Origin of the sequence: uncultured Microbacterium sp., assembly GCF_900078385.1 — a bacterium.
GTDB lineage: Bacteria > Actinomycetota > Actinomycetes > Actinomycetales > Microbacteriaceae > Microbacterium.
Genome location: NZ_FLQR01000006.1, coordinates 429002 through 455637, shown reverse-complemented (window position 1 = coordinate 455637; position 26636 = coordinate 429002). Strand labels below are relative to the sequence as shown.

Genomic DNA, 26636 nt, shown 5'->3' with positions numbered 1-26636 from the left:
AGAAGGAATCGAATGCCCGCTCTGCGCCCCTGGGCCGCGGTCTCCGCCGCTGCCGCCGCCCTCCTCGTCCTCTCCGGCTGCGCGGGGGCGGGTCCTCAGGCCGCCCCGTTCGACCCGGATGAGGACGTCACGATCGACTTCGCCTTCTGGGGCAACGACGACCGCGCGACGCGGTACGACGCGCTCATCGACGCCTTCAACGAAGAGCACCCGAACATCACGGTCAACGTCACCTTCAGCGACTTCCCGAGCTTCTGGGAGAAGCGCCAGACGGAGGTCGCCGGCGGCGGTCTGCCCGACGTCTTCCAGTTCTCCGACAGCTACCTGCGCCAGTACGCCCAGCCGGGTCACCTCCTCGACCTCGCCGAGGTCTCCGACTACATCGACACCACGACCTTCGAGGACTCGCTCCTCGGCACGGGCGCGCTCGACGGAACGCAGTACTCGCTGCCGACCGGCTACAGCCTCTGGGCGAACTTCGTCAACGACGATCTCGTGCAGGCGTCGGGCGTCGAGGCCCCGGAGGGCGGGACGACCTTCGCGGAGTTCGACCAGTGGATCGACGACGTGACCGCCGCTGGCGGCGGCGACGTCTACGGCGGCACCGACTACACCCAGCGCATCCAGGTCTTCGAGCTCGCGCTCCGGGCCGAAGGGGGCAACCTCTTCACCGAGGACGGCGAGCTCGGCTTCACCGAGGATGACCTGCGGGAGTTCTGGGAGTCCGGGCAGACGCTCCGCGACGGCGCGGCCGTCCCGCAGAAGCGCCTCGAAGAGCTGTCCCCGAAGTCCGGGTTCGGTGCGGCGCTGACGGCCAGCGAGATGAGCTGGAGCAACTTCCTCGGCGGGTACCTCGCCGACTCGGGCGCCTCGTCGATCTCCATCGTCGCGCCCCCGACCGCGGTCGAAGGCTCGAAGGACCTTTACCGTCAGGCAGGTCTGCAGGTCGCGATCTCGGCGAAGACGAAGCACCCCGAAGCCGCCGCGCTCTTCCTCGACTTCGTCGTCAACAGCGCTGCCGCCGGTGAGATCTTCGGCACGACCCTGGGCTTCCCGGCCTCGTCCGCCAAGCTGGCCGGCGCGACCCTCGAGGGTGCGGACAAGCAGGTCGCGGACTACATCGAGGCCTCCGCCGACCGCATCGGCGCGGCACCGCCCGTCCCGATCGTCGGCTATGGGACGCTCGAGCAGACGTTCTGGGACCTCGGCAAATCCCTCGGCCTCGGTGTGATCACCGTCGACGACGCCGTGACCCAGTTCTTCTCCGAAGCCGACGTCGTACTCGGCTGAGCCCTCCCGAAAGGACCCCGCGTGACTTCCGTCCATGGCTTCGTCGATCCGCGATTCGAGATCTCCCGCATCGATCGGCGCATCTTCGGCGGGTTCGTCGAGCACCTCGGCCGCCACATCTACGACGGCATCCACGAGCCCGGTCACCCCTCCGCGGATGAGCACGGGTTCCGGGCGGACGTCGTGGACCTCGTCACCGAGCTCGGCGTCTCGACCATCCGCTACCCGGGCGGCAACTTCGTCTCGGGCTACCGGTGGGAGGACGGGATCGGCGCCCCCGAGGAGCGTCCGCGGCGTCTGGACCTCGCGTGGCACTCGACCGAGACCAACGAGGTCGGGCTGCACGAGTTCCAGTCGTGGCTCGACCTCGTCGGCAGCGATCTCATGCTGGCCGTGAACCTCGGCACGCGCGGGACGCAGGAGGCGCTCGATCTGCTCGAGTACGCCAACACGTCCGCCGACACCGCGTGGACCCGTCGTCGCACGGCGAACGGCCGCGATGAGCCGTTCGCCGTGCGGATGTGGTGTCTCGGCAACGAGATGGACGGTCCGTGGCAGGTGGGCCACCGAAACGCGGAGGACTACGGCAAGCTCGCCTCGCGCACCGCGAAGGCGATGCGGATGCTCGATCCCGGACTCGAGCTGGTCGTGTGCGGGTCGTCGGGCAGCGGTATGCCCACGTTCGGGTCGTGGGAGCGGACGGTGCTCGAGCACACGTTCGACGACGTCGACTTCATCTCGTGCCACTCCTACTACCAGGAGCACGGCGGCAATGCGCAGGAGTTCCTGGCCTCGGGTGTCGACATGGCGCGGTTCATCGAGTCCGTCGTCGCGATCGCCGACGCCGTGGCCGCGACGCGCAAGAGCGACAAGCGCATCATGATCTCGTTCGACGAGTGGAACGTCTGGTACCTGCACCGCGAAGACGGCAGCGAGAGCGGTGACGAACTGAGCGGTGACGACTGGCCGGTCGCCCCGCGCCTGTTGGAGGACCGGTACCACGCCCTCGACGGCGTCGTCTTCGGCGATCTGCTGATCACCCTGCTGCAGCACTCCGACCGGGTGCGGTCGGCGTCGCTCGCGCAGCTCGTCAACGTCATCGCGCCGATCATGACGGAGCCGGGTGGGCCGGCCTGGCGCCAGACCACGTTCTTCCCGTTCTCGATCACGTCGCGTCTGGCGGGGGAGCGGGCCGTGCGGGTCCCGGTGGATGCCGGCACCGTCACGAGCGAGCGGTTCGGCGAGGTCGCCCGGGTCAACGCCGTCGCGACGGTGGATGACGAGGGCGCGACGGTCTTCGTCGTGAACCGGTCGACGACGGACGCCGTCGACCTGCGGCTCGACGTCTCGGCGCTCGCCGCCGGCGACGTCGCGGTCGTCGAGTCGCACCTGCTCCACGACGACGATCTCTACGCGGCGAACTCGCTGCAGGAGCCCGAGCGGGTCGGCGTTCGTCCGCTGGACGACGCGCGCGTGTCCGACGGCATCCTCTCGCTGCGACTGCCCGCCGTCTCGTGGGCGGCCATCCGGCTCGCCTGAACCTCACCGGGAGCGCTTGCGGAAAGCGCATTCCGGTGTCAAGATGAGGATACGGAAAGCGCTTACCGGATGAGCCGGCGGGCGATGAGAGAAGGAACGACAGTGTCAGAGACGACCACCCTCGCCCCCGCGGCGACGTCCGCCCGGCCCCAGGTGCGCGAGATCGGCATCATCATGAACGGCGTCTCGGGCCGGATGGGCTACCGCCAGCACCTCGTCCGCTCGATCCTCGCCATCCGCGAGCAGGGCGGCATCGAACTGCCCGACGGGTCGAAGGTCACCGTCAAGCCGCTCCTCGTGGGACGCAGCGAGGCCAAGCTCGCCGAGCTCGCCGAGCGCCACGGCATCGAGGACTACACGACCGATCTGGATGCCGCCCTCGCCGACCCGCGGTGGGAGATCTACGCCGACTTCCTCGTGACGAAGGCCCGCGCCACGGCGCTGCGGAAGGCCATCGCGGCCGGCAAGACCATCTACACCGAGAAGCCCACCGCCGAGTCGGTCGACGAGGCCCTGGAGCTTGCGAAGCTCGCCGCCGCGGCGGGCGTGAAGACCGGCGTCGTGCACGACAAGCTCTACCTCCCGGGTCTGCAGAAGCTCAAGCGCCTCATCGACTCCGGCTTCTTCGGCCGCATCCTCTCGGTGCGCGGCGAGTTCGGCTACTGGGTCTTCGAGGGCGACTGGCAGCCCGCGCAGCGACCGAGCTGGAACTACCGGACCGAGGACGGCGGCGGGATCATCGTCGACATGTTCCCGCACTGGAACTACGTCCTGGAGAACCTCTTCGGCGACGTGAAGTCCGTCTACGCCCAGGCCGCGGTGCACGTCGCGGACCGTTGGGACGAGAAGGGCGAGCACTACACCGCGACCGCCGAGGATGCCGCGTACGGCGTCTTCGAGCTCGAGGGCGACATCGTCGCGCAGATCAACTCCTCCTGGACCGTCCGCGTCAACCGCGACGAACTCGTGGAGTTCCACGTCGACGGCACGCACGGCTCGGCCGTCGTCGGGCTGTTCGGCGCGAAGATCCAGCACCGCAACGCCACCCCGAAGCCGGTGTGGAACCCCGACCTCGCCGACGACCACGACTACGCCGAGGACTGGGCAGAGGTGCCAACCAACGAGGTCTTCCAGAACGGATTCCGCCAGCAGTGGAAGGAGTTCCTCACGTCCTACGTGCTCGGCACGGACTACCCGTTCGATCTGCTCGCCGGCGCGCGCGGCGTCCTCCTCGCCGAGGCCGGGCTGCAGTCCAGCCGTGAAGGCCGCAAGGTCGCGCTGCGCGCACTGACCCTGGACTGATCGGCATGACCGACCTGACCCTCCTCGGCGCCGACGGCGCCGTGCACCGCGCGCCTCTCGTCGAGTCGTCCGGCTACACGAAGCCCAGCGGTCCGCTGCGCAGTCGCGTCGCCTACGCGGCGGCGCATGTCGTCCCGGTGACGTGGGGCGAGAACACGCCCGGCTCGCCGGCGCAGATCGACTGGGACGCGACCCTCGACTTCCGCCGCTCGGTCTACTCGTGGGGGCTCGGTGTCGCCGACGCCATGGACACGGCCCAGCGCAACATGGGACTCGACGCCGCAGCGACCCGCGAGCTCATCGCGAGGTCGGCGCAGGTCGCGCGCGAGGAGGGCGGCTCGGTCGTCGTCGGGGTCAACACCGACCACATCGACGACGAGCACATCACGCTCGCGCAGGTCGTCGACGCCTACAAGGAGCAGCTGCACTTCACGGAGGAGCAGGGCGCCGGCCCCGTCGTCATGGCGAGCCGGCACCTCGCCCGCGTCGCGGCCTCGGCGGAGGACTACCGGCGCGTCTACCGTGAGGTCCTCGGCGCCGCGACCACGCCCGTCGTCCTGCACTGGCTGGGTACCGCGTTCGATCCGCAGCTGGCGGGATACTTCGGCTCGCCCGACTGGCGCGACGCCTCCCGCGTCCTGCTCGAGGTCATCGAGGAGAACGCGGACAAGGTCGCCGGCGTCAAGATGAGCCTCCTCGACGCCGAGTCGGAGGTGTCGGTGCGCGAGCGCCTTCCGGGCGGCGTCCGCATGTTCACGGGCGACGACTTCAACTACGTCGGGCTGATCGGCGGGGGCGATGTGCCCGGCGCCGTGCAGCCCGCACGCGACCCCGCCGCGACGCGCCAGCACTCCGACGCCCTGCTGGGCGCGTTCGCGGCGCTCACGCCGGTCGCCTCCGCCGCCATCCAGGCGCTGGATGCCGGAGACCCCGACCGCTACCTCGAGATCCTCGCGCCCACCGAGGAGCTCAGCCGCCAGGTCTTCGCCGCGCCCACGTTCTACTACAAGACCGGCGTCGCCTTCCTGTCCTGGCTGAACGGGCATCAGGCCGCGTTCCAGATGGTCGGCGGCCTGCACTCGGCGCGGAGTCTCCCGCACCTGTCCCGCATCGTCGAGCTCGCCAACACCGCCAAGGCGCTCGAGCAGCCCGAGCTCGCCGCCGAGCGCTGGCACGCCCTCCTGCGGCTGAACGGAGTCTCCGCGTGAGCGCCCCCGCATCCATGTCCCGCCTCGTGCGGGTTCCCGGCGGCGCAACCCGCATCGACCGTGACACGACGGGAACGATGTCCCGCCCCGTGCGGGTCGTCGGCATCCGCACCCGCACGAGTCGTGACACCCGACGGGCGGCGCAGCGATGACGACCCCCGACCCGCGCCTGTCGATCAACCAGGGCACCCTCAAGCGCGCCGACCTCGCCACGGCGCTGCGCGCGACCACCGAGGCCGGTGTGCAGGCGATCGGCCTGTGGCGGGAACCCGTCCAGGAGGTCGGTCTCGCCACCGCGGCGCGGATGCTGACCGACTCCGGCCTGCGCGTGTCCACGCACTGCCGCTCCGGCTTCTTCACGATGCCCGACGGCCCCGCCCGTCGCGCGTCGATCGACGACAACCGCGTCGCGATCGAGGAGACGGCGACGCTCGCCGCCGCCGGCGCCGCCGGCTCCACCGCGGTGCTCGTGATCGTCGCGGGCGGTCTGCCGGAGGGGTCGCGCGACCTGATCGGCGCCCGCGAGCGGGTGCGCGACGCCATCGGCGAACTCGCCCCGGATGCCGCCGCCGCCGGTGTCACGCTGTCGATCGAGCCGCTGCATCCCATGTACGCCTCCGACCGCTGCGTCGTCTCGACCCTCGGGCAGGCCCTCGACATCGCCGCCGACTTCGATCCGTCCGTCGTCGGCGTCACCGTCGACACGTTCCACATCTGGTGGGACCCCGACGTGCTCGCATCCATCGAGCGGGCGGGCCGGGAGGGCCGCATCGCGACGTACCAGGTGTGCGACTGGAAGACGCCGCTGCCGGCGGACGTGCTGCTCAGTCGCCACTATCCCGGTGACGGCGTCATCGACTTCGGTCCCATGACGCGCGCCGTCAGGGCATCGGGCTACGACCGCGACATCGAGGTCGAGATCTTCAACGAGGACATCTGGGCCACGGCGCCGCTGGAGGCCGTGCGCCGCACCGCCGCCGGCTTCGGCGTCGCGGTCTCGCCGTACCTGACCGAATAGGATCACGATCGTGACCGACGCCCCCGCCCGCCTGCGCGCGACCTCCACGACGCTCGACGATGTCGCGCGCGAAGCCGGGGTGTCGCTGGCGACCGCATCCCGCGTGCTGAACGGGTCGAACCGCAAGGTCGCCGACTCGTACCGCACGCGTGTCGAGGCCGCGGCGGAGCGGCTCGGTTACAGCGCCAATCTGTCCGCGCAGGCCACGGCCCGGGGCACGTCGGCGACCATCGCGCTCCTCGTGGCGGACATCGCCGACCCGTACTTCGGAGAGCTCGCCTCCGGCGTCGCGCGCGGCGCCGAGGAGGCCGGCCTCGTCGTGACGATCTCGATCACCGAACGCGATCCGGAGCGGGAGGTGCGGCTGGTCCGCGCGCTCCGCGGGCAGCGTCCGCGCGGCGTCATCCTCGCCGCCTCCCGGACGTCGCGGGAGATGGCGCCCGAGCTCGCGCGCGAACTCGAGCTCGTCACCGCGGCCGGAGGCCGGGTCGTCGCGCTCGGCGCCGGCATCCCCGACGTCCGCAACGTCGTCATCGACAACCGGGGCGGTGCCGAGGCGCTGGGTGCGGCGCTGGCCGCGCGCGGCTACCGAGCCGCCGTCGTGCTCGCCGCCGCCGACGGCGTCGTCACGAGCGACGTGCGCCTCGACGGATTCACGGCCGGCTTCACGGCCGGCGGCGGATCCGCGCCGCGCGTGTACCGAGGCGCGTTCACCCGCGAGTCCGGCGGAGACCTCATGCGCCAGGCCCTCGCGGACGGCGTCGAACCGGGCACCGTCGTGTTCGGGATCAGCGATGTCGTCGCGATCGGCGCGCTGTCGGCCACCCGCACGGCGGGCCGCGAGGTCGGCACCGACATCGCACTGTGCGGCTTCGACGACATCCCCACCGGGCGCGACGTGACGCCCGCCCTCACGACGGTGCGTGTTCCGCTCGAGGAGGTCGGCTACGCCGCCTTCCACGCGGCCGTCGACGACGAGTGGGCTCAGGATGCGGATGCCCTCCGCCTCGAGGTGCTGCTCCGCGACAGCACGCCGCCGCGGGCGTGACCCGGTGTGCGTGACCCGGGTGCGCCCATGACCCGAGTGGTCGTCGCCCTCGACAGCTTCAAGGGATCCGTCACCGCGGCTGACGCGGCCGCGGCCCTCGCCGCGGGGTGGCGGGCCGCCGTCGCCGGCGTGGAGATCGCCCTCCGGCCGATGGCCGACGGTGGCGAGGGCACCGTCGCGGCGTTCGCGGCGGCCGTCGCCGGCGCCGAACGCGTCCCCGTCACCGTGCGCGGGCCGGCCGGGCGGATGGTCGACGCCTCCTGGCTGCGCCTGCCCGACGGCACGGGGGTCGTCGAGCTCGCGTCCACGAGCGGGATCGAGCTGCTCGGCGACGAGCGCCGGCCCTGGGATGCCGACACTCTCGGCTTCGGGCAGGCCGCCGTCGCCGCGCTCGACGCCGGGGTGCCGCGACTCGTGCTCGGTATCGGCTCCAGCGCGTCGACCGACGGCGGCGCCGGCTTCCTGACGGCGCTGGGCGCACGGCTGCTCGATGAATCCGGGGCGTCGGTCGCACCCGGTGCCCGGGGGCTCGCAGAGGTCGCATCCGTGGACATGTCGGACCTGCGGCCGCTGCCGGCCGGCGGCGTCGTCGTGCTGAGCGACGTGACGAACCCGCTGCTCGGCGCGGACGGAGCCGCCGCGGTCTTCGGGCCGCAGAAGGGTCTGGATGCCGACGGTGTCGCCCGCGCCGAGTCCGGCCTCGCGCGCCTCGCGGCCCTCGTGGACGTCGACCCTGCGACGCCGGGCGCGGGCGCCGCGGGGGGCACGGGCTTCGCGCTGCGGCTCTGGGGCGCCGAGCTGCGTCCCGGTGCCGCCGAGGTCGCCGACCTCATCGGACTGCGGGATGCCGTCCACGACGCCGACGTGGTCGTCACGGGGGAAGGGGCGTACGACGGCCAGTCCGCGGCGGGCAAGGTCCCGTCGTTCGTCGCCCGCCTCGCGGCCGAGGCCGGCATCCCCGTCGCGCTCGTCGCAGGACGCATCGCACCGGACGCCGACACCGCCGCGTTCGCGGCATCTGTGTCCCTCACCGACCTGGCCGGCAGCGCGGAGGCGTCGCTGGCCGATCCGGCGCGCTGGCTGCACGCCGCCGGGGCCGCGCTCGCCGCGCGGTTCTGACCGCGGGCCGGTCGGTTCGGGTCGCCTCGCGGGGCGAATCGGCGCTTCCCGACCTCGATCCCGCCTGACCCAGATCCCGGCAGGGCGCCCTGACCGCGTCGGTCAGCCGCCGAGCGCGGCGGACACGACGGCGCGCGCCTCCTCCTGGACGGCGGCCAGGTGCTCCGGACCCTTGAGGCTCTCGGCGTACAGCTTGTAGACGTCTTCCGTGCCCGAGGGGCGGGCCGCGAACCAGGCGTGGGCGGTCTGCACCTTGAGGCCGCCGATGGCGGCGCCGTTGCCCGGCGCGTGCGAGAGCTTCGCCGTGATCTCCTCGCCCGCGAGCTCCGTGGCGGTGACGGCCTCCGGCGCGAGCTTGCCGAGCGTCGCCTTCTGCGCCGGCGTCGCCGGGGCATCCACGCGCTGGTACGCCGACGCGCCGAACTCGGCCTCGAGCTCCGCATACCGCTGCGACGGCGTCTTGCCGGTCACCGCCAGGATCTCCGCCGCGAGCAGGCACAGCAGGATGCCGTCCTTGTCGGTCGTCCAGACGGTGCCGTCCTTGCGCAGGAACGATGCGCCCGCCGACTCCTCGCCGCCGAACGCGACCGAGCCGTCGAGCAGGCCCGGAACGAACCACTTGAACCCGACCGGCACCTCGAGCAGCGTCCGGCCGAGCGACTCGGCCACGCGGTCGATGATCATCGACGACACGAGCGTCTTGCCGATCGCGGCATCCGTCGGCCATCCGCTGCGGTGGCGGTACAGGTAGTCGATCGCGACCGCGAGGTAGTGGTTGGGGTTCATCAGCCCGGCGTCGGGGGTCACGATGCCGTGGCGGTCGGCATCCGCATCGTTGCCGGTGAGGATGTCGTACTCGTCGCGCCGCGCGACGAGGGATGCCATCGCCGACGGCGACGACGGATCCATCCGGATCTTCTCGTCCCAGTCGAGCGTCATGAAGCGCCAGGTCGGGTCGACCTCGGGGTTCACGACCGTCAGGTCGAGCCCGTAGACCTCGCCGATGAGCGCCCAGTACTCCACGGATGCGCCGCCGAGCGGGTCGGCGCCGATGCGGACGCCGGCCCGGGCGATGGCATCCACGTCGATGATGCTGCCGAGGTCGCGGACGTATCCGTCGCGGAAGTCGTACGACCCGAGGGTGGAGAGGTCGATGTCGGCGAAGCGCGTGCGCGCGACGCCCTGCAGCCCCGCCGCGATGAGCTCGTTCGCGCGGTCGGCGATCCAGCCGGTCGCGTCGGTGTCGGCGGGTCCGCCGTGCGGCGGGTTGTACTTGAAGCCGCCGTCGCGGGGCGGGTTGTGCGACGGGGTCACGACGATGCCGTCGGCCCTGCTCGCATCATCGGTCGCCTTGCCGTGGTTGTGGGTGAGGATCGCGTGGCTGAGCGCCGGCGTGGGCACCCACGCGTCGCGGGAGTCGACGCGCACGTCCACCCCGTTGGCGACGAGCACCTCGATGGCCGTCCGTTCGGCGGGCCGGGAGAGCCCGTGCGTGTCGCGGCCCAGGAACAGCGGACCCGTGATCCCCTGCGCGGCGCGATAGTCGACGATCGCCTGGGTCGTCGCGAGGATGTGCACCTCGTTGAAGCTCGTCGACAGCGACGAGCCCCGGTGACCGCTCGTGCCGAACGCGACCCGCTGCTCGGCGATCGACGTGTCCGGTTTGCGGTCGTAGTAGGCGGCGATCAACTCGTCGACGTCGATGAGATCGGATGCTTCGGCTGGCTGTCCTGCGCGGCTCATGGCCCCAGTCTGACACCGCGGAGTCGGCGAGGGCACCCCGCACTAGGCTTGTGGACCGTGAGCATCGATCCCGGAGCGCCTGCCCGTCGCACGTACAGCTACCTGGGCCCGGCGGGAACGTTCACAGAGACGGCGCTCGCGCAGGTGCCCGAGGCGCGTGAGCAGATCTGGCGGCCGGTGCGCAATGTCGGCGAGGCGCTCGCCGATGTCGTCGAGGGACGCTCGGATGCCGCGATGATCGCGATCGAGAACTCCGTCGACGGCGGGGTCTCGACCGCGCAGGATGCCCTGGCGACCATGCCGGGCCTCCGGATCGTCGGGGAGTACCTCGTCCCGGTGAACTTCGTCCTCGTCGCCCGCCCCGGCGTGCGGCTCGAGGACGTCTCGCTCATCGCCGCGCATCCCGTCGCCTACGCGCAGTGCCTGGTGTGGCTGAGCGAGAAGCTGCCCGAGCACGCGCACATCCCGGCGGCCAGCAACGTGGCATCCGCCGTGGGCATCGTCGACGGCGTCAGCGACGCGCAGGCCGCGATCGCCCCTCCCGGCATCCTGGAGCACTACGACCTCGAGCTGCTGGCCGAGGGAATCGGCGACAACGCCAACGCCGTGACGCGCTTCGTGCTCGTGAGCCGTACGGTCGCGGCGCCCGCTCCGACCGGCGCCGACAAGACGTCGCTCATCGTCGAGCTGCCGGAGGAGTACCCCGGCGCCCTGCTCGAACTGCTCGAGCAGTTCGCGACGCGCGGGATCAACCTGTCGCTCCTCGCGTCGCGGCCGATCGGCGACGAGCTCGGCCGGTACCGCTTCGTCATCGACGCCGACGGGCACATCGAGGACGAGCGGATGGCCGACGCCCTGCTGGGTCTCCGCCGCTTCTCGCCGAAGGTGATCTTCCTCGGCTCGTACCCGCGCGCGGACCGCGCGATCGTGCACTACCCCGACCGCTACTCCGACGACGTCTTCGTGGAGGCGCGGGACTGGCTCCGGGGACTCATCTCCGGCGAGCCCGACGCGTAGACGCGGGGTCGCATGGCGGCCTCGGTGGGTTCGCCGGTGAGGGGATGCCGCGGAGCGGCGCGGCTCGTTCATCCGCGCCAAAGTGCGGGTCGCGGCGCACTCCACCCACCTTTCGGCGCGGATGAATTGCGCCACGGGTTTTCGGTCGCGCCAAAGTGCGGGTCGTTGCCCGAGGCACCCGCAGTTCGGCGCGGACGAACTGCCGCGCGCGCCCTGCACCCCGTCAGGCGGCGAGGGCCTCGAGGGTCTGGATGCGGCCCGCGGCCGACTCCATCGGCTCCGTGTCGTAGGCGCCCGCGACCGGGGAGACCATGACCTCGTCGACGCCCCAGCGGGCGGCGAACTCGCCGAGCGCGGCGCGCACCTCCGCACCGGTGCCGACGAACCACTTCTGCCGCAGCGCGTCCAGCACGGGCGCGGCCAGGTGATCCCTGGCCTCCGCGGCGGCGGCCTGCTCGACGGTCTCGAGCGCGGTGAGCGGGCGGTTCCCGCGCAGCCGCGCCATCATGCGCGCCTGCGGCAGCATCCGCTCGTCGGCCTCCAGCGCCGTCCCCGCGGCGACCGCGTTCGCCGTGAGGAACGTGCGCGGGGCAGCCAGGGCCGCCGAGGGCTGGAACTGCGACCGGTACAGGTCGAGGGCACGCTCGAGTCCTTCACCGGAGAAGTGGTTCGCGAACACGTACGGCAGGCCGTGCGACGCGGCGAGCTGCGCCGAGTAGTCGCTCGAACCGAGCAGCCAGACCTCGGGCGTCGTCGTGGCGGCCGGGGTCGCGTGCACCTCGTACGTGCCGCCGGAGGTGAACCGCAGCGTCGCGCCGTCGCCCGAGACCATCGACACGATGTCGCGGACGTGCTCGGGGAACCGCTCCACGTCGCTCGTCGCGCCGCTCATGCGCAGCAGCTGCGTGATGACCGGGTCGCTGCCCGGCGCGCGTCCGATGCCGAGGTCGATGCGCCCCGGGGCGATCGCCTCGAGCGCCGCGAACTGCTCGGACACGACGAGCGGCGAGTGGTTCGGCAGCATGACGCCGCCCGAGCCCACCCGGATCGTCGAGGTGCGCGCCGCTGCGGCGGCGATCAGGACCGGCGGCGTCGTCGAGGCGACGGCGGGCATGTTGTGGTGCTCGGCGAACCAGTAGCGGCGATAGCCGAGCTCCTCCGCGCGCTGCACGAGCGAGAGGGATGCCGTCACCGCCTGCGCGCTGGTCTGGCCGGTGCGGACGGGGACGAGGTCGAGGGTGGAGAGCGCAGGAGTCATCCCCGAGGACAACCGTCGCGGCACCACCGCGTATTCCGGATGGACTCCCGGCGCCCTCGCGCGGCGCCATGCCGCCTCGGCCGAGGGCCACGCCCGCCGGGCTCACCGCCCGCGGCGGACCTCCTCGTACGCGGCCAGCGCCGCACCGCGCGACTCCTTGAGGTCGACGAGCGGCTCCGGCGGCTCGCCGCCGGAGCCGTACTCCGGGGCCCACTGGGCGACGTACTGCCCGTCCGCGTCGAACTTGCTCGCCTGCAGCTCGGGATTGAACACGCGGAAGTACGGCGCGGCGTCCGCGCCCGATCCCGCGACCCACTGCCAGTTGAACGGGTTGCTGGCGGCATCCGCGTCGATCAGGGTGTCCCAGAACCACTGCTCCCCGAGCCGCCAGTCGATGAGCAGGTTCTTGATGAGGAAGGATGCCGTCACCATCCGCACGCGATTGTGCATGTGGCCCGTCGCCCAGAGCTCCCGCATCCCGGCGTCGACGAGGCGGTAGCCGGTGCGACCGTGCTGCCACGCCTCGAGGAGGTCCGGTCGCAGCCGCGGCCACGGGAACGCGTCGAACTCGCGTCGGAGGTTCGTCGTCGCGAGGTCGGGAGCATGGAACAGCGTGTGCCACGCGAACTCGCGCCAGCCGAGCTCGCTGAGGAACCGCCCGCCGCCGCCGGCTTCGACCGCCGCATGCCACACCGTGTGCGGACTGAGCTCGCCCCACCGCAGCCGCGGCGACAGCAGCGAGGTCGCGCCGGCGGCCGGTTCGTCGCGCGCCCGGTCGTACGCGCCCAGGTCGTCGTCGAGGAACGCCCGGAGTCGGCGGCGCGCGGCCGGCTCGCCCGGCTCCCACGCCTCGCGGAGGCCTCCGGCCCAGTCGGGTGCGGTCGGGAGCAGATCCCACTCCGCCAGGTCGTCCGACGGCACGCCGCCGTCGAACCCGGAGATCGACCGGGGCTCGGGCAGGGGCGCGCGTGGCGCGGGCTGCTGCTGGCACGCACGCCAGAATGGCGTGAAGACCGAGAAGTGCGTGCCGGCGCCGGTGGTCACGGTCCACGGCTCGAACAGCAGCGAACCCGCGAACGAGGCGACCTCGACGCCGTCCTCGCGCAGCGCCGACTTCAGGTCGGCGTCGATGTCGCGCTCGGGGAGGCCATAGCGACGGCTCCAGAAGACGGCGCCGGCCCCGGCATCCCGCACCACGTCACGGACGACGGATGCTGCCGGCCCGCGCCGCAGCACGAGGCGCGCGCCCTTCTCGTCCAGGCGCTCGGTAAGCGAGGCGAGCGAGTGGTGCAGCCACCAGCGGGCGGCGCCGCCCAGCGGGCGGATGCCGGGGGACTCCTCGTCGAGGATGTACAGGGCGATCACCGGCTCGCCCCGGTCGACCGCCGCGCGCAGCGCCGGGTTGTCGGCGAGACGGAGGTCGTCGCGGAACCAGACGATCGAGGGCGACGTCATCCCACCATCCTGCCGTGCCGGAGACGGAAGCGGGCGGAGGATGCGGTCACGCCGTCGAGCCGGCGCTCAGCGCGCCGTGATCTCGTGCCCGCGCGGCACGGTGACCAGCAGGCCGCCGTTCTCGACGCGGCAGTGCAGGTGCGTGCCCTCGCCGAACTCATCGCCGTCCAGCTGCACGGGCTGGGCCGCCTGCGTCGCGATGTCGATGCCGACACCGCGGGTGTAGCGCACGGCACTGTCCTTCGTCGTGAGAGCGAGGAACTTCCGCCCCGCACGGAAGCGCCGCAGCACGCTGTTGTCCCACGCGACGCGGCGCCAGACCAGCAACCAGCCGAAGGCCCCCTTCGGCTGCACGACGACGACGTCGAGCTGGCCGTCGGTCACGGATGCCTCGGGGATGAGCTCGAGTCCGGCCGGGAGCGACCCGCAGTTGGCCACCAGCACGCTCTGCACGTTCGCACGGTGCATGCGGTGCCCGGGCAGCTGGTACATGACGGGGAAGGGCTTGGCGCCGACGAGCGAGCGGGCCGCGCCGTCGACGTAGGCGACCCAGCCGACCTTCTTCTTCAGGTCGCCGTTGGTGTTCGCGATCATGGCGGCGTCGAGCCCCATGCCGCCCATCACGACGAACGCGCGCTCCTCGGAGGCCGCGTCGGACCGCGTGATCTTGGCGAACCCGACGTCGATCGGCAGCGTCTCGCCGTCGAAGGTCGCACGGATCATGGCCTCCGCGTCATCCAAGGGCAGTTGCAGGTTGCGGGCCAGCAGGTTGCCGGTCCCGCTCGGCACGATCGTGAGCGGGACGCCGGATCCTGTCATCGCCTCGGAGACGGCGCGCACCGTGCCGTCGCCGCCGGCGACGAGGACGGCATCGACGTCTTCGGCCAGCGCCTGACGGGTCACGTCATCGCCCAGGTCGTCGACGGTGGTCTCGTAGAAGAGCGGCTCCACCCACCCTGCCTCGGCGGCCAGCCGCGTCACGGTCGCGCGCAGCTCGTCGGCGTCGACCTTGATCGGGTTGTAGACCAGCGCGGCCTTCGGGTTCGGCCGTCGGCCGCCCTCGGAGATCGGCTCGGTGCGGCCCTCGGCATCCACGCGGCGGGCTTCGCCGCCCTCGCCGTCGGTCGTGTCGGGCGCGACATCATCCGGCTCGCGGATGGTGTCGTCCGGCGCGGCCGCCTCGACGGGGTCGGGTGCGTCGGGCGTCGCGCCCCGCGCGGGGTCCGGCGCGTCGGACGGCTCGGCACCACGGTCGTCGTCAGAGAGAGGCCCCATGGGAACAGACTAGGACCCGCACGCGGGGGAGGAGCGACCACCCCGCTGGCTAGACTTGACGGATGATCGATCTCGCCCTCCTCCGCGACGCCCCGGAGATCGTGAAGCGCTCGCAGGAAGCACGTGGGGAGTCGGCCGATTCCGTGGATGCCGCCCTCGTCGCCGACCGGGAGCGCCGCGCTGCGCTGACGGCCTTCGAAGAGCTCCGCGCCGCGCAGAACGCGCACGGCAAGACCGTCGCGAAGGCTGCCAAGGAGGACAAGCCGGCGCTCGTCGCCGAGGCCAAGCAGCTCAGTGACCGCGTCAAGCAGGCGCAGCAGGCGGTCACCGCGGCGGAGCAGGCCGCCGACGCGGCCCTGGCGAAGATCGAGAACATCGTGCTGGACGGGGTCCCCGCCGGAGGCGAGGACGACTTCATCACCCTCCGCACGCACGGGCAGCCGGCGGCGTTCGACTTCGAGCCGCGCGACCACCTCGCCCTCGGCGAACTGCTCGGCGCGATCGACATGGAACGTGGCGCGAAGGTCTCCGGCGCGCGGTTCACCTTCCTCACCGGCATCGGCGCGCGCCTCGAGCTCGCCATCATGAACATGGGTCTGGACCGCGCGCTCGCCGCCGGCTTCATCCCCGTCATCCCGCCGACGCTCGTCCGCTCCGAGGTCATGCGCGGCACGGGCTTCCTCGGCCAGCACGCCGACGAGGTGTACCGGCTCGACGACGACGACCTCTACCTCGTGGGCACGAGCGAGGTCCCCCTCGCCGGGTTCCACATGGGGGAGATCCTCGACCTCACCCGCGGCGCGAGGCGCTACGCCGGCTGGTCCACCTGCTACCGCCGTGAGGCCGGCTCGCACGGCAAGGACACCCGCGGCATCATCCGCCTGCACCAGTTCAACAAGCTGGAGATGTTCGTCTACACCACCCCGGAGGATGCCGAAGCAGAGCACCTGCGTCTCGTGGAGATGCAGGAGCGGATGCTGCAGGACCTGGGCCTCAGCTACCGCGTGATCGACGTCGCCGCCGGCGACCTCGGCTCCTCGGCCGCCCGCAAGTACGACGTCGAGGCGTGGGTCCCCACCCAGGGCGCGTACCGCGAGCTGACGAGCACCTCGAACTGCACGACCTTCCAGGCGCGGCGCCTCGACATCCGCCACCGGCCGCCGGTCGAAGGGGGCGGGCTCGGCAAGACGGCGCACGTCGCGACGCTCAACGGCACGCTCGCCACCACCCGCTGGATCGTCGCGCTGCTGGAGACCCACCAGCGCGCCGACGGCTCGGTGTGGATCCCCGAGGCGCTGCGCCCGTACCTCGGTGGCCTCGAGATCGCGGAGCCGATCGCGTGAGCGAAGCGCATCTCCCGCCGACCGGCTCCGTCAAGGTGGTCCGGCCGACGAAGGCCGCGGAGCTCGTCGAGGAGATCGCCGAGGACACCGAGAACCCGGACGTCCCCACCGAGCGCCTCCTCATCGCCCTCGACGTCGACGGGACCGTCCTCCTCGAGGACGAGACCCTGAGCCCGGGCGTCGTCGCCGCGGTTGCGCACGCGCACCGCGCGGGGCACGAGATCATGCTCGCGACCGGCCGCTCATGGGAGGGCACCCGCGGCATCCTGCGCATCCTGGAGATGCAGCCCGAGTACGTCGTCTGCTCCAACGGCGCCGTCATCATGAAGCGGATCGCGGGCGACTTCGGCGACGAGCTGCGTTACGAGCGGTTCCACGTGGAGACGTTCGACCCGGCCGAGGTGCTGAAGCTGCTGCGCGAGCACCTGCCGGAGGCCCGGTACATGGTGGAGCTCCCCGACGGACGGCGCCTCTACACCGAGCAGCTCGACGACTGGAACCTGCAGAACGCCCGCCGCGTCCCGTTCGCCGAGCTCTCCGCATCCCCCGTCTGCCGTGTCGTCGTGGTCTCCCCGGACGATACCGATGAGGACTTCGTCGACCTCGTCGCGCGGATCGGCCTGAACAAGGTCTCCTACGCTGTCGGCTGGTCGGCATGGCTCGACATCGCCCCGCAGGGCGTGGACAAGTCCACGGCGCTGGAGAAGGTGCGGGTCTGGCTGGGCGTCGACCCCCCGCATGTGCTGGTCATGGGTGACGGTCGCAACGACGTGGGGATGTTCCGCTGGGCGCGCGAGCACGGCGGCCGCGCCATCGCGATGGCGCAAGGTCCCGAGGATGTCCGCAGCGAGGCGTCCGAGACGACCGGCTCCGTGCAGCACGGCGGCGTCGCCGACGTGCTCCGCAGGCTCTGACCGCCCCATTCAGCGGGTCCACAGCCGTTCCGGCGAAAATGGGGAGTGAACCCGTCCACTAGACTCGACGCCTGTTCGTCGGATGCCGTTGGCATCCGTCGGGAGGGTTGTCCGAGCGGCCGAAGGATCCGGTCTTGAAAACCGGTGGGCAGCAATGTCCCGTGGGTTCGAATCCCACACCCTCCGCAGTTTGTGAAAGGACGTCCGTGAGCGAGCCCACCCCCGCCGCCAAGGCGTCCCGGCACCGCCGGCACCCGGTCGCGCGGCACGGCATCCTCTCCTCGCCGCACCCGTTCGTCCAGGTGCTGCAGATCCTCGGGGCCGTCGTCGCGGTGCTGGCGATCAGCATCGGCGCGGTCGGCGCCTTCGCGGTGTGGGATGCCGCGCGCGCCCTGGAGGAGAGCGGGGTCTCGATCGGCGACGACGAGTCCTCGCTGCCGCCGACGATCGGCGAGATCGAGGGCGGCGTCAACATGCTCGTCGTCGGCACCGACTCGTGCGAAGGGCAGGACCTCGAACTCTTCCCCCGGTGTGCGCACGACGACGGCGGTGAGCGCAACGACGTGACGATGCTGCTGAACATCAGCGATTCGCCGCGCCGCGTCACCGTGGTCTCGTTCCCCCGCGACATGATCGTCCCCATCCCGTCGTGCCCGACCAAGGACGGCGGGAGCAACTCGGCCATGAGCGCCCAGATGCTCAACTCGTCGTACATGTACGGCGGCCTGCAGTGCAGCGTGCTCACGATCGAGGAGCTCACCGGGGTCGACATCCAGTTCGCGGCATCCATCCGCTGGACCGGCGTCATCAACATGTCCGATGCGATCGGCGGCGTCGACGTCTGCCTCTCCGACGACGTCCAGGACGCGCACACGGGCCTCAACCTGACCAAGGGTCAGCACACCCTCGTCGGCGCGGAGGCCCTGCAGTTCCTCCGCATCCGGCATGGCATCGGCGACGGCTCCGACCTCGGACGCATCTCCAACCAGCAGCAGTTCATGGGCTCGCTCGTCCGGAAGCTGAAGTCGGGCGCCGTGCTCGCCAACCCGCAGGCGCTCTTCGGCCTCGCGACGACCGCGCTGCAGCAGGTCAACAACGGCCAGCTCGTGCTGAGCTCGTCGCTCGCGAACGCCACGCGCATGGTGCAGATCGCGATGGCCGTCAAGGACGTCGCCTACGAGGACATCGTCTTCGTGCAGTACCCGACCGAGTACGCCCCGGGCGGCGCGCGGGTGCTCCCGGTGACGTGGGCGGCGGACGTGCTGTTCCAGGCGATCGCCGACAACAAGCCCCTCAAGCTGACCGGTGAGGTCAGCGGCGGCAACGGCGTCGAAGTCGTCGGTGAGGCCGACGGCGACGGCACCGCGGGATCGCCGACGGCGACCCCCGATGCGACCGCGACGCCGGACGCGACCGAGACGCCGACCGCAGACGACGCCGTCGAACTGCCGAGCTCGGTCACCGGCCAGACGGCGAAGCAGGTCACCTGCACCCGCGCCGAGCCGTAGTCCTCAGCCCCGACGCCACGCGTCGGATTCGAGGTGCGAGCCGGCCTGCGGTCCCATCGTCAGCATGCCGCCGTCGACCGGCCAGCTCGCCCCGGTGACGTAGGACGCCGCCGGTGAGGCGAGGAACGCGACCACGGCCGCGATCTCCTCGGGTGTGCCGGGGCGCGGGACCGGGATGCCGGGGCGGTGGGTCTTCTCGGCGTCCTCGGACTCCATGTCGTTGAGCGGTGTCGCGATCTCGCCGGGGGCGACGGCGTTGACGGTGATGCCGTGCGCGCCGAGCTCCTGCGCCATCGTCTTCACGAGGCCGCCGAGGCCGTGCTTGGCGGCGACGTAGTGCGACGAACCCACGCGCGGCTGGTGCTCGTGGACGCTCGTGATCGCGATGATCCGCCCGCCGTGACCGGCCGCGACCATCCGCTGGGCCGCGGCCTGCATACCGGCGAACGCGCCGTCGAGGTTCAGGGCGACGGTCTGCCGCCAGTCGTCGAGCGTGAGCTCGAGGAACGGGATGCCGCCTCCGCCGCCGGCGTTGTTGACGAAGACGTCGACGCCGCCCAGCTCGTCCGCGAGGGCGTCGATCGTCGCGGGAACCGTGCGCAGGTCGGTCGCGTCGAAGCGTGCCACGACGGCGCGGGAGCCCGCGGCGCGCACGGCCTCGGCGGTGCGCTGCGCACCCTCCTCATCGCTGTGCCACGTGATGCCGACCTCGATCCCAGCATGGGCGAGCGCGACGGCGGTGGCTGCGCCGATACCCGAGTCGGATGCCGTGACGATGGCGTGGCGGGGAGCGAAGTTGTCGGTCATGCCGTCACGGTACGGTCGGCCCCGGGGAGGGGAGCAGAGGCTTTACATCGGGATGCCGGTGGGGTACCGGGGCCGCGGGATGCGGTTCGGTCCGACGTCCCGGACCGGTTATGATTGCCGGGTGCATCTGCGCCGTTTCCGGCTGGATGCCTGGAGACGTCGCATAGTCAGGCCTAGTGCACCACCCTGCTAAGGTGGAGTTCCCGTAAGGGAACCGAGGGTTCAAATCCCTCCGTCTCCGCCATGAAAGCCCCGGTTGCCCGGGGCTTTTCACATTCCCGCTACGGGAGCGTCCGCGCTGTCGGGCTCTTCGCGATCGCGCCAGGTGTCCCCGAGGTGTCCTTCGTCGGATCCGGGATCGGTGAGGCCCCCGCGTGCCGCAGGATGGCCTGCGCGTCCGGGCTGATGGTCGTTGGAACTGGCATGCGGGGATCGTCTGCCCTCTGGGACGCGCGCACGATGCGATTCGGAATCGTACGGATCGTGAATGCGAGATCGGTATCGAGTGACTTCAACGGGCGCCGCGTGCGGACTCCGAGACCTCAGGTGGTACCGCCGCGCACGAGTGTGAACCCCGTCGGCAGGCGGGCGTCGGAGAGCGGCGGTGCGCCGAGCCGGGCGCGGAGATCGTCCGCGAGATGGTGGATCAACCCGCGCAGGTCGGTGTCGATCGTCGTGAGAGGCGGTGAACCCAGCCGACCCGCAGGTGTGTGGTCGACGCCCACGAGCGAGAGAGCCGTGGGAACCTCGACCGTGAGAACGCGGCAACCGGCGAGGACCGCCATCGCTACGTCGTCGTTGTAGCAGGCGACGCCTACGGGTTCGCCGCTTGTGAGCATCTTCTTGACGGCGGCCGTGCCGCCCTGTGTTGTCAGGGGAACAGCCACCCTCTGAATCGGCGGTAGGCCTTCGTCGACGCAGAACTGGCGCAGTGCCTGGAATCGCGTCGCGCCGTACGGATCGACACGAGCATCCTGGAGCGCGGCGAACCACAGTTCGCGTCTGCCCCCGTCGAGCAGCGCTCGCGCTTGGATGGCACCGATGCCGCCATCGGATGGCAGAGCGCCGGTCGCATTCTGTCTGCTCGGGACGGTAATCGTTCCGCGCATTTCGACGAACGCGCGCTCATCGTCTGAGAGGACACCCATGTCGACGAGGGCTAGGGGCCTGAGCGCGAGCACGGCTTCGATCGTCTCGTCGACCGTGCGACTTGCGAACCGCAGCACCACGTTGCCCCCAAGGGCGCTCATGCCAGACATCATTTCGTCGGCGGCGTCTTGGATGTTGCTGTTGAAGGTCGTGTTGGGCAACAGGACGACGATCGTCTCACTACGCCCAGAAACCAGCGACCGTCCCGCTGGGGAAGGGCGATACTCGAGTTCGGTCGCAGCGGCGCGGACGCGTTCTCTGGTTTCGGGTGAGAATCGTGCGTCGTTGCCGTTCAGGATGTTGCTGACAGTCGAACGGGAGACACCCGCCCGCTGAGCCACCTCGAGGCTCGTGGCGGGCCTCGGGCGCGATTCCCGAATAGTCACGGGGACATCCTGACACACCCGCACCTGCGTTAGTGGACATTAGTAACACGTGTGCCCTACAGTCAGTTGACACGTGTTACCGACCAGCGGTGGCGCACATCTGAGTGTTGGGACAAAGGAGTTCGGATGAAGAAGACACGCCTTCTCGCGGCGGGGGCTGTCACCCTGGCCGCCGTAATCGCGATGAGCGGATGCGCAGGTGGCGAAGCCGCTCCCGAGGCGCAGCCGACCACCCTCAAGTTGACGATCAACACCCCACCGTCGAGCTTCGCCATCGGCAACCTCGCCGGTCAGGACGCAACGCTGTCGCTGTCGATATACGACACGCTGGTGATGCGCGACCTCAACAACGAACTCGTGGCCGCCGCAGCAGAGTCCTGGGAGTACTCCGAGGACCGGCGCACGCTGACATTCGACATCCGGGACGGGCAAGAGTTCAGCGACGGGTCGCCGCTTGATGCCGACGCTGTCGTCGCCTCGCTCGACCTGGCCCGCACCGGGCCGTCGAGCCAGGCCGCATTCGCATCGATCAGCGCGATCGAAGCCCCCGACGAGTCGACCGTCGTGATCACCCTCGCCGAGCCGGACGCCGCGCTGTTGCCGAACCTGGCTCGTCCGTTTGGGGCCATCGGGGCGCCCTCCGTGCTCACCGAAGAGAGCTCGCAGCTCTCGCCTGTCGGCTCGGGGCCTTACGTGCTTGACCAGGACGCCACCACCGTCGGATCCGAGTACACACTCACGCGAAACCCAGCCAACTGGAACGCGGACGCCTACGAGTTCGACACGGTAAAGATCACGGTCATCCAAGATCCGGCGGCCGTCGTGAGCGCCACCCAGACGGGTGAGATCGACTACGCGCTCGTTTCGCCGCAGGAGGTCAACGTCTTCCCAACGTCCGAGTTCGCATCCGGTGAGAACTTGCCCACCGCGATCGGTGGGCTATGGATCGTCGATCGCGCTGGAAGTATCGTCCCCGCCCTCGCGGATCTGCGCGTCCGACAGGCGATCAATATGGCGCTCGATCGCGACGGAATCGCCGAGAGCCTCGGCGGCGGCACCAGCACTGCTACCAATCAGGTCTACAGCCCGGTCGACGGGGCCTTCTCTGACCAGCTGCTCGATGTGGACGCCTACGACCCGGCTGCGGCGAGGAAACTGCTCGCCGAGGCGGGATACGCCGACGGCTTCGACATCACGGTGCCCAGCACGGTGATATCACAGACGTTCGAATCGATCATCACCCAGCAACTCGGCGAGGTCGGCGTCCGTGTGACGTGGGAGCCTGTGCCGTTCCAGGACTTCTACTCCAAGGTGTTCGCCGGCAACTACGGGATGTTCTTCATGTACAACGCCATCTCCGGTTCCGACGCCCTCGACACCTCGGCCGTGCTCCAAGGTGTGTTCAACCCGTTCAACAGCACGACCCCCGAGCTCGACTCCCTGCTCGACGCGGCGAACGTCGCTGCCGAGGATGACCAGCCCGAGTCGTACCGAGCGATCAACGAGTACTTCGTCGACCAGGCGTGGTTCGCCCCGATGAGCTATTCGTCGCCGACCTATGTCGTGACCAGGAGTGTGGACTACACCCCGTCGACGATCAGCACCAGCAGCCTCCTTCCCTGGACGCCGGCGTCGTCCGAATGACCACTTCCGGCGTGAGGGCACATGCCCTCACGCCGGAAATCTGGAGCCACCGTGATCCTCTTCATCCTCCGTCGCCTCGGTGCGGGACTCGTCCTCATCGTGATCGCGACCGTCGCCACGTTCTTTCTCACCTACGGGATCGGGGTGCCGGTTGCGAGGAACATCCTGGGGCCAGGAGCCTCGGCGGACCAGGTGGCGGCGCTCAACGCTCAGCTGGGACTGGACCGGCCCGTCATCGTGCAGTACATCGACTGGCTCGGCGGGGTGTTCCGCGGTGACCTCGGTGCGTCGTATTACTCCAACGAACCGGTGGCGGAGGCCATAGCCGGCCGTCTCCCGGTAACGCTCTCCGTCGTCGTCCTCGCGCTGCTCATCACACTCGTCGTCAGCGTCGTGCTCGGGGTCGTGTCCGCTGTCCGCGGCGGCGTGGTCGACGGCATGCTCCAAGGGATCACAACCCTGTCCTTCGTCTTCCCTGCGATCATCCTGGGCATCGGGATGGTCTTCCTCTTCGCCGTGACGCTGCGATGGGTCCCCGCGGTGGGGTTCACTCCGATCGGCGAGAGCGTATCGGGATGGTTCGCGTCGATCATCCTGCCCGCGATCGTGCTGGCGATCGGCGGTATCGCCGCCCTCGCCGCGCAGATCCGCGGCTCGCTCATCGACCAGCTCAACCGGGATTACATCCGCACGCTTCGCAGCCGGGGCACGAGCGAGATGTCGATCCTGTTCAGACACGCGCTGCGCAACGCGTCCGGGCCTGGATTCACGACGTTCTCCCTCCAGTTCATCGCGATGTTCGGCGGCGCCCTGTTCGTCGAGAAGATCTTCGCTCTCCCGGGCTACGGCAGCTTCGCGTACACGGCAACCCTTCAAGGCGACCTGCCGTCGATGATGGGCGTCGCCCTGTTCGGCGTTGGTCTCGTGGTCATCGTGAACCTGCTCGTCGACCTTGCGAACGGCTGGCTCAACCCGAAAGCGAGGGTGTCATGAGCACCACGGTCACACTCGACGTCGCGGCGAGCGCGGATGCCGCATCCGCACCTCGGGCAGGTGCCTTCACCAAGCTCGTTCGCACGCCGCTCGGGCTGGGCTCTCTGATAGTCCTCGCTGGCATCGTCATCCTGGGGCTTCTCGAGCCGGTTCTGAGCACGCATGCTCCTGAGTTCGTGTCGCTCGATCACGTGAACGCGTCCCCGGGAACCCCCGGATATCCCTTCGGAGCCGACCAGTACGGGCGGGACATCTTCACTCGTGTTCTCGCGTCCATCAACGTCTCCGTGATCTCGGGACTCATCGGGGCAGGCGTCGCCGTCGTGCTCGGCACCGTCTTCGGGCTCCTCGCCGGGTACGTCGGGAGACGCACCGATTCTGTGACGTCGTGGATCTTCAATCTGCTGATGACTTTTCCGGCTCTCGTGCTCGTCATCGTCCTGTACCCCGTCACCGGAGGCACGTATCAGGGCATGATGGTCATCTTCGGGGTCTTCCTCGCACCCGGCGTCTACCGCGTGGTGCGCAACGAAGTCGTCGGCGTGCGCAACGAGCTCTACATCGACGCTGCGAGAGTGGCCGGCCTGTCCGACCGCCGCATCCTGTCCAGACACGTGCTGTACGTCGTGCGCGGACCCATCATCATCACCGCCGCGTTCCTCACCAGCGCCGCGATCGGTGTGCAATCGGGTCTCGCCTTCCTCGGGTTCGGAGACCCGCAGATCCCGAGCTTCGGCGCCATGACGGGAGCCGCCTTCGCCAACATCTACGTCTTCCCGGTGCAGATGGTGTGGCCGTCCGTGTTCCTGGCGCTCCTCAGTGGAGGTCTCGTCCTGTTGGGCAATGCGTATCGTGACGCGCTCTCCGGAGCGCCGACGGGTCCCACGGCTCGTCGCAGGCCGATCGGAGCAGAGGAGGCCGAGGCACCCGCCGAGCCCTCTCTCCCACGGTCGGCAGAGCCTTCTCTTCTCGCCGTGCGGGGTCTCCAGGTCCGGTACCCGCAGACCGACGGGTCGATGAAGTCGGTCGTCGAGGGCGTGTCGCTGGACGTGCGCCCCGGCGAGATCGTCGGACTCGTCGGCGAGTCGGGGTCGGGCAAGTCGCAGACCGCGTTCTCGGTCCTCGGGCTCCTCCCCAAGGATGCGCAGGTGACCGCGGACGTGCTCGAGATCGCCGGTACGTCGCTGCTGGGAAAGGGAGCGGCCGCTCGCCGCCGAATGCGCGGCGGAGTCATCGCCTATGTTCCGCAGGAGCCGATGTCGAACCTGGACCCGTCGTTCACCGTCGGCCGCCAGCTCATGGAGGGACTCACGCCCGCGATGTCCAGGAAGGAGGCTAAGGCCACGATCCTCGCCCTCTTCGCCAGAGTCGGTCTCGTCGATCCCGAGCGGACCTTCCGCTCGTACCCGCACGAGATCTCCGGCGGTATGGCGCAGCGTGCCCTCATCGCGGGGGCTGTGATGACGCGGCCGAAACTGCTCATCGCCGATGAGCCGACGACCGCGCTCGACGTGACCGTCCAAGCCGAGATCCTCGATCTGCTCCGCGACCTTCAGGGGGAGATGGGGATGGGGGTGCTCATAGTTACGCACAACTTCGGCGTGGTGGCCGATCTCTGCGACCGAGTGATCGTGATGCGGGCGGGGCAGATCGTGGAGAGCGGCGAGGTGCGTGACATCTTCCACCGCCCACAGCACCCCTACACGCGGGAGCTCATCGCGTCCATCCTCGACGAGGAGACGCTCCGCACCGATCCGCTGCCGATCTCGGCCAAGGAGGAGGACCGTTGACCGACCTGCTCGAGATCGCGAATCTGCGGCTGAGCTATCCGGGGAAGGGGCTGCGTGCCACCGGCCCCGAGGTTCTCCGCGGTGTGTCGGTGTCGATCGCCCCCGGCGAGACGCTGGGGCTGGTGGGGGAGTCCGGGTCCGGCAAGACCACGATCGGGCGCGCTGTGCTCGGACTCGCCCCCCCGACCGGCGGCTCGATCCTCTTCGACGGAGAAGACATCACCCACGCGAGTCGTCCCGTGCGTCGGCGCCTCGCGCGCGACATCCAGGTCGTCTTCCAAGACCCGTACACGTCGCTCAATCCTGCCCTTCAGATCGCCGACATCCTGGCGGAGCCTCTCATAGCCCAGAACCGATCGGCCAAGGATGCCCGAGTCGCGGTGACGTCGCTCTTGGACCGAGTCGGGCTCCCGGCCGATGCCGCGCGCCGCTATCCGCGCGAGTTCAGCGGCGGGCAGCGGCAGCGGGTCGCGATCGCACGTGCCCTCGCCCTTCGGCCGCGGCTGATCGTCTGCGACGAGCCCGTGTCGGCCCTCGACCTCACGACCCAGGCGCGCGTGCTGGATCTCTTCATCGAACTCCAGCGGTCCACCGGGGTCGCCTACCTGTTCATCACCCACGACCTCTCGGTGGTCCGGCACATCAGCCATCGTGTCGCGGTGATGAATCGGGGAGTGATCGTCGAGTCGGGCCGCACCGGTGACATCACGACGGTGCCGCAGGACCCGTACACGCAGCGACTGCTGCGCGCCGCACCGACCGCGGATCCGGATCGACAGCGTCTCCGCCGGGAAGCCCGCCGACAGGCCCGGCTCGCAGCCACGGCCTGA

General features: G+C 70.4%; 22 protein-coding genes and 2 tRNA genes. 18 read left to right on the top strand and 6 right to left on the bottom strand.

The genetic code is table 11. From position 1 onward, the window contains the following. Nucleotides 1–12: 12 nt before the first annotated feature. From QZL85_RS07260 to QZL85_RS07225, 8 genes are all read left to right on the top strand, one after another. Nucleotides 13–1290, top strand: coding sequence for an ABC transporter substrate-binding protein (locus tag QZL85_RS07260; protein WP_295575432.1), 1278 nt, complete (start codon nt 13–15; stop codon nt 1288–1290). Nucleotides 1291–1311: 21 nt separating this feature from the next. After that, nucleotides 1312–2829 carry an alpha-N-arabinofuranosidase gene (locus QZL85_RS07255; protein ID WP_295575428.1) on the top strand — a complete coding sequence of 506 codons (1518 nt, stop codon included), beginning with the start codon at nt 1312–1314 and terminating at the stop codon, nt 2827–2829. 174 nt (nt 2830–3003) lie between these two features. Then, entirely contained in the window at nt 3004–4131 is a 1128-nt protein-coding gene (locus QZL85_RS07250) for a Gfo/Idh/MocA family protein (RefSeq protein WP_295575667.1), read from the top strand. Nucleotides 4132–4136: 5 nt separating this feature from the next. Then, complete coding sequence (locus QZL85_RS07245) at nt 4137–5339, top strand: dihydrodipicolinate synthase family protein (protein ID WP_295575425.1); 1203 nt, start codon at nt 4137–4139, stop codon at nt 5337–5339. Continuing rightward, a complete protein-coding gene (locus tag QZL85_RS07240; protein WP_295575423.1) occupies nt 5336–5491 on the top strand; it encodes a hypothetical protein in 156 nt (51 codons plus the stop codon). The genes QZL85_RS07245 and QZL85_RS07240 overlap by 4 nt, the downstream gene beginning before the upstream one ends. After that, nucleotides 5488–6357 carry a sugar phosphate isomerase/epimerase gene (locus QZL85_RS07235; RefSeq protein ID WP_295575420.1) on the top strand — a complete coding sequence of 290 codons (870 nt, stop codon included), beginning with the start codon at nt 5488–5490 and terminating at the stop codon, nt 6355–6357. Before QZL85_RS07240 ends, QZL85_RS07235 begins: the two co-directional genes overlap by 4 nt. A gap of 10 nt (nt 6358–6367) precedes the next feature. Further along, nucleotides 6368–7405, top strand: coding sequence for a LacI family DNA-binding transcriptional regulator (locus QZL85_RS07230; RefSeq protein WP_295575417.1), 1038 nt, complete (start codon nt 6368–6370; stop codon nt 7403–7405). Between the two features lie 27 nt (nt 7406–7432). Then, nucleotides 7433–8524 (top strand): glycerate kinase, encoded by a 1092-nt coding sequence (locus tag QZL85_RS07225; RefSeq protein WP_295575416.1) that lies wholly within the window; start codon nt 7433–7435, stop codon nt 8522–8524. Between the two features lie 102 nt (nt 8525–8626). Here QZL85_RS07225 and pgm read toward each other — a convergent pair whose 3' ends face one another. Beyond that, nucleotides 8627–10267: a phosphoglucomutase (alpha-D-glucose-1,6-bisphosphate-dependent) gene (gene pgm / locus QZL85_RS07220; RefSeq protein ID WP_295575415.1), complete on the bottom strand. Its 1641-nt coding sequence runs from the start codon at nt 10265–10267 to the stop codon at nt 8627–8629. A 63-nt stretch (nt 10268–10330) separates the two neighbouring features. On the opposite strand from pgm, the gene pheA reads away from it, so the two are divergent. Further along, the gene (pheA, locus tag QZL85_RS07215) at nt 10331–11284 is read left to right on the top strand and encodes a prephenate dehydratase (RefSeq protein ID WP_295575665.1); all 954 of its coding nucleotides are present in this window, start codon (nt 10331–10333) and stop codon (nt 11282–11284) included. Between the two features lie 223 nt (nt 11285–11507). Here pheA and QZL85_RS07210 read toward each other — a convergent pair whose 3' ends face one another. The 3 genes from QZL85_RS07210 to QZL85_RS07200 all read right to left on the bottom strand — a co-directional run bounded on the left by QZL85_RS07210 (nt 11508) and on the right by QZL85_RS07200 (nt 15272). Then, a complete protein-coding gene (locus tag QZL85_RS07210) occupies nt 11508–12542 on the bottom strand; it encodes an LLM class flavin-dependent oxidoreductase (RefSeq protein WP_295575412.1) in 1035 nt (344 codons plus the stop codon). Between the two features lie 102 nt (nt 12543–12644). Continuing rightward, nucleotides 12645–13997, bottom strand: a complete 1353-nt coding sequence (locus tag QZL85_RS07205) for a deoxyribodipyrimidine photo-lyase (RefSeq protein ID WP_295575410.1) — start codon at nt 13995–13997, stop codon at nt 12645–12647. Between the two features lie 66 nt (nt 13998–14063). Beyond that, complete coding sequence (locus QZL85_RS07200; protein ID WP_295575407.1) at nt 14064–15272, bottom strand: diacylglycerol kinase family protein; 1209 nt, start codon at nt 15270–15272, stop codon at nt 14064–14066. A gap of 62 nt (nt 15273–15334) precedes the next feature. On the opposite strand from QZL85_RS07200, the gene serS reads away from it, so the two are divergent. From serS to QZL85_RS07180, 4 genes are all read left to right on the top strand, one after another. After that, the gene (gene serS / locus QZL85_RS07195) at nt 15335–16615 is read left to right on the top strand and encodes a serine--tRNA ligase (protein WP_295575406.1); all 1281 of its coding nucleotides are present in this window, start codon (nt 15335–15337) and stop codon (nt 16613–16615) included. Continuing rightward, nucleotides 16612–17529: an HAD family hydrolase gene (locus tag QZL85_RS07190; RefSeq protein ID WP_295575404.1), complete on the top strand. Its 918-nt coding sequence runs from the start codon at nt 16612–16614 to the stop codon at nt 17527–17529. The genes serS and QZL85_RS07190 overlap by 4 nt, the downstream gene beginning before the upstream one ends. A gap of 101 nt (nt 17530–17630) precedes the next feature. Then, nucleotides 17631–17715, top strand: a tRNA-Ser gene (locus QZL85_RS07185). 20 nt (nt 17716–17735) lie between these two features. Continuing rightward, complete coding sequence (locus QZL85_RS07180) at nt 17736–19037, top strand: LCP family protein (protein ID WP_295575402.1); 1302 nt, start codon at nt 17736–17738, stop codon at nt 19035–19037. A 3-nt stretch (nt 19038–19040) separates the two neighbouring features. On the opposite strand, the gene QZL85_RS07175 is transcribed toward QZL85_RS07180, so the two are convergent. After that, nucleotides 19041–19844, bottom strand: a complete 804-nt coding sequence (locus QZL85_RS07175) for an SDR family oxidoreductase (protein ID WP_295575400.1) — start codon at nt 19842–19844, stop codon at nt 19041–19043. A 152-nt stretch (nt 19845–19996) separates the two neighbouring features. On the opposite strand from QZL85_RS07175, the gene QZL85_RS07170 reads away from it, so the two are divergent. Continuing rightward, nucleotides 19997–20088 (top strand) — tRNA-Ser (locus QZL85_RS07170). Between the two features lie 298 nt (nt 20089–20386). Here the strand turns inward: QZL85_RS07170 and QZL85_RS07165 are convergent. Then, the gene (locus QZL85_RS07165) at nt 20387–21379 is read right to left on the bottom strand and encodes a LacI family DNA-binding transcriptional regulator (protein WP_295575398.1); all 993 of its coding nucleotides are present in this window, start codon (nt 21377–21379) and stop codon (nt 20387–20389) included. A 126-nt stretch (nt 21380–21505) separates the two neighbouring features. Between QZL85_RS07165 and QZL85_RS07160 the strand changes: the two genes are divergently transcribed. The 4 genes from QZL85_RS07160 to QZL85_RS07145 are packed head-to-tail and all read left to right on the top strand — an operon-like array spanning nt 21506 to nt 26636. Then, nucleotides 21506–23023 carry an ABC transporter substrate-binding protein gene (locus QZL85_RS07160; RefSeq protein WP_295575396.1) on the top strand — a complete coding sequence of 506 codons (1518 nt, stop codon included), beginning with the start codon at nt 21506–21508 and terminating at the stop codon, nt 23021–23023. Between the two features lie 51 nt (nt 23024–23074). After that, nucleotides 23075–24016, top strand: coding sequence for an ABC transporter permease (locus tag QZL85_RS07155; RefSeq protein ID WP_295575394.1), 942 nt, complete (start codon nt 23075–23077; stop codon nt 24014–24016). Beyond that, complete coding sequence (locus QZL85_RS07150) at nt 24013–25806, top strand: dipeptide/oligopeptide/nickel ABC transporter permease/ATP-binding protein (protein WP_295575391.1); 1794 nt, start codon at nt 24013–24015, stop codon at nt 25804–25806. Before QZL85_RS07155 ends, QZL85_RS07150 begins: the two co-directional genes overlap by 4 nt. Then, on the top strand, nt 25803–26636 hold the full coding sequence (locus QZL85_RS07145; protein WP_295575389.1) for an ABC transporter ATP-binding protein: 834 nt from the start codon (nt 25803–25805) through the stop codon (nt 26634–26636). The genes QZL85_RS07150 and QZL85_RS07145 overlap by 4 nt, the downstream gene beginning before the upstream one ends.

Coding starts and splice junctions, on each gene's coding strand:
- QZL85_RS07205 (WP_295575410.1), bottom strand. CDS start 13,997: ATGACGTCGCCCTCGATCGTCTGGTTCCGCGACGACCTCCGTCTCGCC.
- QZL85_RS07150 (WP_295575391.1), top strand. CDS start 24,013: ATGAGCACCACGGTCACACTCGACGTCGCGGCGAGCGCGGATGCCGCA.
- QZL85_RS07250 (WP_295575667.1), top strand. CDS start 3,004: ATGAACGGCGTCTCGGGCCGGATGGGCTACCGCCAGCACCTCGTCCGC.
- pgm (WP_295575415.1), bottom strand. CDS start 10,267: ATGAGCCGCGCAGGACAGCCAGCCGAAGCATCCGATCTCATCGACGTC.
- QZL85_RS07200 (WP_295575407.1), bottom strand. CDS start 15,272: ATGGGGCCTCTCTCTGACGACGACCGTGGTGCCGAGCCGTCCGACGCG.
- QZL85_RS07245 (WP_295575425.1), top strand. CDS start 4,137: ATGACCGACCTGACCCTCCTCGGCGCCGACGGCGCCGTGCACCGCGCG.
- QZL85_RS07225 (WP_295575416.1), top strand. CDS start 7,433: ATGACCCGAGTGGTCGTCGCCCTCGACAGCTTCAAGGGATCCGTCACC.
- QZL85_RS07235 (WP_295575420.1), top strand. CDS start 5,488: ATGACGACCCCCGACCCGCGCCTGTCGATCAACCAGGGCACCCTCAAG.
- QZL85_RS07160 (WP_295575396.1), top strand. CDS start 21,506: ATGAAGAAGACACGCCTTCTCGCGGCGGGGGCTGTCACCCTGGCCGCC.
- QZL85_RS07175 (WP_295575400.1), bottom strand. CDS start 19,844: ATGACCGACAACTTCGCTCCCCGCCACGCCATCGTCACGGCATCCGAC.
- QZL85_RS07260 (WP_295575432.1), top strand. CDS start 13: ATGCCCGCTCTGCGCCCCTGGGCCGCGGTCTCCGCCGCTGCCGCCGCC.
- serS (WP_295575406.1), top strand. CDS start 15,335: ATGATCGATCTCGCCCTCCTCCGCGACGCCCCGGAGATCGTGAAGCGC.
- QZL85_RS07210 (WP_295575412.1), bottom strand. CDS start 12,542: ATGACTCCTGCGCTCTCCACCCTCGACCTCGTCCCCGTCCGCACCGGC.